Source organism: Pseudomonas sp. MYb60, assembly GCF_002979555.1.
In the GTDB taxonomy this organism is placed as follows: domain Bacteria; phylum Pseudomonadota; class Gammaproteobacteria; order Pseudomonadales; family Pseudomonadaceae; genus Aquipseudomonas.
This window is the reverse complement of record NZ_PCOZ01000001.1, coordinates 585,710-591,981: the sequence shown is the minus strand read 5'-3', so window position 1 is coordinate 591,981 and position 6,272 is coordinate 585,710. Positions and strand designations below refer to the sequence as shown.

Annotated in this window: 6 protein-coding genes; 2 read left to right on the top strand and 4 right to left on the bottom strand. The window is 63.4% G+C overall.

The annotated features are described in order from the left end of the window. The first annotated feature begins 71 nt into the window (after positions 1-71). Together CQ041_RS02700 and CQ041_RS02695 are read left to right on the top strand one after the other, a co-directional pair. On the top strand, positions 72-1,322 hold the full coding sequence (locus CQ041_RS02700; RefSeq protein WP_105520504.1) for an OprD family porin: 1,251 nt from the start codon (positions 72-74) through the stop codon (positions 1,320-1,322). Between the two features lie 84 nt (positions 1,323-1,406). Beyond that, positions 1,407-2,306 carry a polysaccharide deacetylase family protein gene (locus CQ041_RS02695; protein ID WP_105520505.1) on the top strand — a complete coding sequence of 300 codons (900 nt, stop codon included), beginning with the start codon at positions 1,407-1,409 and terminating at the stop codon, positions 2,304-2,306. Positions 2,307-2,342: 36 nt separating this feature from the next. Here CQ041_RS02695 and pcaC read toward each other — a convergent pair whose 3' ends face one another. The 4 genes from pcaC to CQ041_RS02675 are packed head-to-tail and all read right to left on the bottom strand — an operon-like array spanning position 2,343 to position 6,215. Further along, positions 2,343-2,741, bottom strand: coding sequence for a 4-carboxymuconolactone decarboxylase (pcaC, locus tag CQ041_RS02690; protein ID WP_105520506.1), 399 nt, complete (start codon positions 2,739-2,741; stop codon positions 2,343-2,345). Between the two features lie 10 nt (positions 2,742-2,751). After that, complete coding sequence (gene pcaD / locus CQ041_RS02685) at positions 2,752-3,543, bottom strand: 3-oxoadipate enol-lactonase (RefSeq protein WP_105520507.1); 792 nt, start codon at positions 3,541-3,543, stop codon at positions 2,752-2,754. Between the two features lie 10 nt (positions 3,544-3,553). Beyond that, complete coding sequence (locus tag CQ041_RS02680) at positions 3,554-4,909, bottom strand: 3-carboxy-cis,cis-muconate cycloisomerase (RefSeq protein ID WP_105520508.1); 1,356 nt, start codon at positions 4,907-4,909, stop codon at positions 3,554-3,556. A 10-nt stretch (positions 4,910-4,919) separates the two neighbouring features. Next, positions 4,920-6,215: an MFS family transporter gene (locus CQ041_RS02675; protein ID WP_105520509.1), complete on the bottom strand. Its 1,296-nt coding sequence runs from the start codon at positions 6,213-6,215 to the stop codon at positions 4,920-4,922. Between the last annotated feature and the right edge of the window lie 57 nt (positions 6,216-6,272).

Below are 6,272 nucleotides of genomic sequence, written 5' to 3'. Positions count from 1 at the left end.
TCACCGCCCCCACAGCGCCCCGCACCATGGCCCGCACCTGCATAACCCCAATAACAACAGGTCTCTACGCCATGAGCACTTTCCACCCGCGCCAGCTGTTGCTGGCATCCGCTGTCGCCAGCCTTGCCTTGCCCGTCATCGCCGAGGAACACGGCTTTCTCGAAGACGCCAGCGCGAACCTCAACCTGCGCAATTTCTTTTTCAACCGTAACTACACCAACCCCACCAAGGCCCAGGGCGGCGCGCAGGAGTGGACGCAGAGTTTCATTCTTGACGCCAAGTCCGGGTTTACCCAGGGCACGGTAGGGTTCGGCGTGGATGTGCTGGGGATGTACTCGATCAAGCTCGATGGCGGACGTGGCAGCGGCGGCACCCAACTGCTGCCGCTGGACCACGATGGCCGCCCGGCGGATGAGTTTGGTCGCCTGGGCGTGGCCTTCAAGGCGCGCGTGTCCAGGACTGAACTCAAGGTGGGCGAATGGATGCCCGTGCTGCCGATCCTGCGCTCGGACGATGGCCGGTCCCTGCCGCAAACCCTGCGCGGCGGGCAGATAACCTCGAAGGAGATCGACGGCCTGACCCTCTACGGCGGCCAGTTCCGCGCCAACAGCCCGCGTGACGACAGCAGCATGACCGACCTGTCGATGTTCGGTAAGCCGGCGTTCACCTCTGACCGATTCAACTTCCAGGGTGGCGAGTATGCGTTCAACGACAAGCGCACCCAGGTCGGCCTGTGGAACGCCCAGCTCAAGGACATCTACCGCCAGCAGTACGTCAACCTGATCCACAGCCAGCCCCTGGGCGACTGGACCCTGGGCGCCAACCTCGGGTTCTTCTACGGCAAGGACGATGGCAGCGCCCGCGCCGGCAGCCTGGACAACAAGACCTGGTCCGGGTTGCTATCGGCCAGGTACGGCGGCAACACCTTCTATGTCGGCCTCCAAAAGCTCACCGGCGACAGCGCCTGGATGCGCGTCAACGGCACCAGCGGCGGTACCCTGGCCAATGACAGCTACAACAGCAGTTACGACAATGCCCAGGAAAAATCCTGGCAGGTGCGCCACGACTACAATTTCGTCGCCCTCGGCGTGCCGGGCCTGACCCTGATGAACCGCTACATCAGCGGCAGCAATGTGCACACCGGCACCGTCACGGACGGCAAGGAATGGGGGCGCGAAAGCGAGCTGGGCTACACCGTGCAAAGCGGCAGCCTGAAAAACCTCACGGTGCGCCTGCGCAACTCCAGCATGCGCCGCGACTACAGCAACAATGAGTTTGATGAAAACCGGTTGATCGTCAGCTACCCGATCAGTCTGCTGTAAACCATCGCCAGACTTGCTGTATGGTGCGCGCCTGCCGCTGCTGAGCTGAATCAGCAGCGGCTTCTGGACGAGTCTGCGCACACCATGAAATCCTTCGCCCCTGCCTTCATCCTGCTGGCCCTGGCCCTGAGCCTCGGCGGCTGCATCGGCGCGCCCATCGCCCTGACGCCGCAGACCGAACAACGCCTGCAAACCCAGGCGCCCATCCGGTTCCTGCTGACCTTCGATGACGGCCCCAGCGCCTCGGGCTACAACAACCCCACCCGCTCGGTGATCGCCGACCTGGCCAACAACCCGGTGCTGCCGGGGATCAAGGCGGTGTTCTTCCTGCAGACCGAAGCCTCGCGCTCAGGCGGCAGCGCCCGGGGCCGCAAGACCATGGAACGTGAACACGCCGCGGGGCACATCCTGGCCTTTCATACGGCCACCGGCTTTCACACCAACCACCGCTGGCTGGGCGACGCCGAGCTGGAGCGCACCCTGGCCCAAGGCGCGTCCGACATCGCCTCCATCACGGGCGCGCCGCCGAGCCTGATCCGCCCGCCCTTCTGGAACTACGACCGCCGCACCTTCGCCGCCTACCAGCGCCATGGCATGCACGTATTGCTCACCGATTTGAGCGCCAACGACGGCAAGATCTGGGGTTTCAACGCCAGCCCGCGTCGCCGCGCCAACCTGTACCGACAAGTGTCGGTGGTACGCGAGCGTATTGCCCTGGGCGAACTGCCGACGGTGGATGGGGTGATTCCGGTGGTGGTGACCTTCCACGACATCAACCGCTATACCGCGCGGCACATGCAGGAATACCTGCAGATCCTGCTGGACAGCGCGCGGGTCAACGGTGTGAAGACGGCGGTCGAGCCGTTCTATACCGACCGCGCCGAATTGGAACGTGCCGCACTGGCGCGCACGGTGAAGGATGAAAACGAGTCGGTGCATCTGCCCGGCGTGTGGAATTGGGTGTGGGACGCCGACTCACACTGACACCCCACCCCAACCTGTTCAACCGCAGGCCAACGGTTAGCCGGGTTGACGGGATTCGATACCCAACTCATCCCACACGGATTCAGCCAGGTGGAACGTCGCATTCGCTGCGGGTATCCCGCAGTAGATCGCGCTCTGCATCAACACCTCCTTGATTTCGGCGCGGGTCACGCCATTGCTGGCGGCGGCGCGCAGGTGCAGCTTCAACTCTTCGTTGCGGTTCATGCCGATCAGCATCGCGATGGTGATCAGGCTGCGGGTGTGCCGGGGCAAGCCGGGGCGGGTCCAGATATCACCCCAGGCGTGGCGGGTGATCATGTCCTGGAACTCGTTGTTGAACTCGGTCAAGGCGTTGAGGCTGCGCTCGACATGGGCGTCGCCCAGCACGTCGCGGCGCACTTGCAGGCCTTCGGCATAACGTTGTTTCTCGTCCACAAAAAGCTCCTCAGCGGGCCAGCAAAAATGCCAGTACACAGTCGCTGAACGCAGCACCGGCCTGGACGTTGGACAAATGGGCCGCGTAGAACTCGGCGTATTCGGCGCCCTGCACGTGGGCCTGGATGAAGTGGCTTCCGGCGGGTGGGGTGACGGCATCTTCGCTGCCGGCGATCACCAGGGTCGGCACCTTGATCGACGCCAACTGCTCACGAAAATCCGCATCGCGCACCGCCGCGCAATTGGCGGCGTAGCCCTGAGGAGAGGTGGCAGCGAGCATGTCGGTAATCTGCTTGGCCCGATGCGGGTAGGCCGCGGCGAAATCCGCAGTGAACCAGCGCGCAATCGAGGCATCACGCAAGGCGACCATGGCCGCGGCGCCGTCGCGCAGCACCGTCTCGATGCGCGGGTTCCACACCTCGGGCGTACCGATCTTAGCGGCGGTGTTGCACACCACCAGGCGTTGCAAACGCTCGCCGGCATGGATGCCCAGCCACTGGCCGATCAGGCCACCCATGGACAACCCGCAAAAATGCGCGCGCGGGATATCCAGGGCATCGAGCAACGCCAGCACATCACGCCCCAACTGTTCGATGCTGTACGGGCCTTCAGTCACCAAGGATTTACCGTGGCCCCGGGTATCAAAGCGCAGCACCCGAAAATGCTCGGTGAACGCCGGAATCTGCAGGTCCCACATCTGCAGGTCGGTCCCCAGGGAGTTGGACAGCACCAGCACCGGTGCATCTTCCGGTCCGTCGAATTGGTAATGCAGTTCGCCGTCGGCGAGTTGAACAAATGGCACAGCGGCCTCCTTAAGCAAAATGGTCGGTAATGGCGCGGGTCACCCACGTACCGGCCTGGCCCAGGTAGTGGGCCGGGTCGAGCAGGCGGTCGAGTTCGGCGACGGACAACTCGGCGCTCACCGTGGGTTCGTCCGCCAGCACTGCACGCAGGTGACGACCCTCTGCCACGGCGCGTTTGCAGCATTGTTCCAGTAAATGGTGCGCGGTCTCGCGGCCCAGGCGCTGGGCGAGGACGATGCTCACGGCTTCGGCCAGCACCAGGCCCTGGGTCAGGTCGAGGTTTGCGCGCATGCGTTCGGCGTCGACTTCCAGGCCTTCGCTCACCAGCAGCGCCTGTTGCAGCGCGCCGGACACCAGGCAGCAAATCTGCGGCAGGGTTTCCCATTCGGCATGCCACAGGCCCAGGCTGCGCTCGTGTTCCTGGGGCATCGCACTGAACATCGTGGCGACCAATCCGGGCACGCGGGTCGCTGCGCTGATCAGTACGGCGGCGCCCACCGGGTTGCGCTTGTGGGGCATGGTGGACGAACCACCCTTGCCCGGCGCCGACGGTTCGAACACCTCCGCGGCTTCCGTCTGCATCAACAGGCTGATATCCCGGCCCAACTTGCCAAGGCTGCCGGCGATCAAACCGAGGACGCTGGCGAATTCCACCAGGCGATCCCGCTGCGTGTGCCATGGCTGCTCGGGCAGGCTCAGTTGCAACTCGACCGCCAACGCTTCGGCCACCGGCATCGCCTGCTCACCGAGCGCGGCGAGGGTGCCCGAGGCGCCGCCAAACTGCAGCACCAGCAGGCGCGGCTTCAACTCGGCCAGACGCTGGCGGCTGCGGGTCACGGCCCCCAGCCAACCGGCAATCTTCATTCCCAGGGTGACGGGCGTCGCATGCTGCAACCACGTGCGCCCGGCCAGGGGCACGTCGGCATAGCGCTGGGCCTGGCTGGCAAGAATGTCGCCCAGGCGCGCCAGGTCGCTTTCGATCAACTCCAGCGCGCGCCGCACTTGCAGCACCAGCCCGGTGTCCATCACGTCCTGGCTGGTGGCGCCCAAGTGCACATACCGCTCGGCGCCGGCGTCTTCGCTGGCAATCAACTTGCCCAGGGCCTTCACCAGCGGAATCGCCGAATTGCCCGCTGTGGCAATCGCCACGCCGAGGGCATCTACGTCATAGAGCGAGGCCAGGCAGGCCTGCGCAATCGGCGCGACGGCCGCTTGCGGGATCAACCCGACCCGCGCTTGTGCTCGGGCCAATCCCGCCTCGAAATCCAGCATGCCTTGCAGGCGTCCCTGGTCGCAGAACACCTCGGCCATGCTGTCCGCCGTGAAATAGGCGTCGAACAGTTGATTGCTCGTGCGCAACGTCATAACGCAGTCCTTAAAGATCGTGGTGCAGATACGCCGCCTGTTTCGGCAGGCGCAAGCTGAACAGGAAAGCGATGGCCATCATCGCCGTGACGTACCAGTAGAAGCTGTTCTCCATGCCGATGGACTTGAGGCTCAGCGCGACGAATTCAGCCGAGCCACCAAAGATCGCATTGGCCACGGCATACGCCAGGCCCACACCCAGGGCGCGCACTTGCGGTGGGAACATCTCGGCTTTTACCAGGCCGCTGATGGAGGTGTAGAAACTGACGATCGCCAGCGCCAGGGTGATCAGCACAAAGGCCAGGAACGGGCTGCTGACGGTTTTCAGGGTCAGCAGGATAGGCACTGTGAACAGCGTACCGAGGCCCGCGAACCAGAGCATCGAGTTACGACGGCCGATTTTGTCCGCCAGCATGCCGAACAACGGTTGCATGCACATGTACAGGAACAGCGCGCCGGTCATGATGTAGCTCGACGTCTTGGCGTGCATGCCCACCGTGTTCACCAGGTACTTCTGCATGTAGGTGGTGAAGGTGTAGAAAATCAACGAGCCGCCAGCGGTGTAGCCCAATACGGTGATGAACGCCGCCTTGTGGTCGCGAAACAGCGCGGCAATGCTGCCGGCGTCCTTGTCTTCGCGCATTTCCTTGCTGGTGGTTTCTTTCAAGGTGCGACGCAGCAGCAGCGAGATGACCGCTGCGACCGCGCCGATCACGAACGGAATGCGCCAGCCCCAGGCACGCAATTCCTCTTCGCTGAGGATCTGTTGCAGGATGACCACCACCAGCACGGCCAGCAATTGGCCGCCGATCAGGGTCACGTACTGGAACGAGGCAAAGAACCCGCGCTGGCCCTTGAGCGCGACTTCACTCATGTAGGTCGCGGTGGTGCCGTATTCGCCGCCGACGGACAAGCCCTGGAACAGCCGCGCGACCAACAGCAGGATCGGCGCCCAGACGCCGATGTCGTTGTAGGTGGGTAAAAATGCGATGACCAACGAACCGGCGCACATCATCAGCACCGAGATCATCATTGAATTCTTGCGACCATGCTTGTCGGCCACTCGACCGAACAGCCAGCCGCCGATGGGGCGCATCAGGAAACCCGCTGCGAACACGCCGGCGGTGTTGACCAACTGCACGGTGGGGTTGTCGGACGGGAAGAACGCAGGGGCGAAATAGATGGCGCAGAAGGCATAGACATAGAAGTCGAACCATTCCACAAGGTTGCCGGAAGAGGCACCGACGATGGCAAATATCCGTTTGCTGCGCTCTTCTCCGGTGTAGTGGCTGGTTTTTGTTGTCATGGTTTTTCACTCTGTGGGAACCGATATAGCCTAGACATACTTTGCAACAAGCTCGTT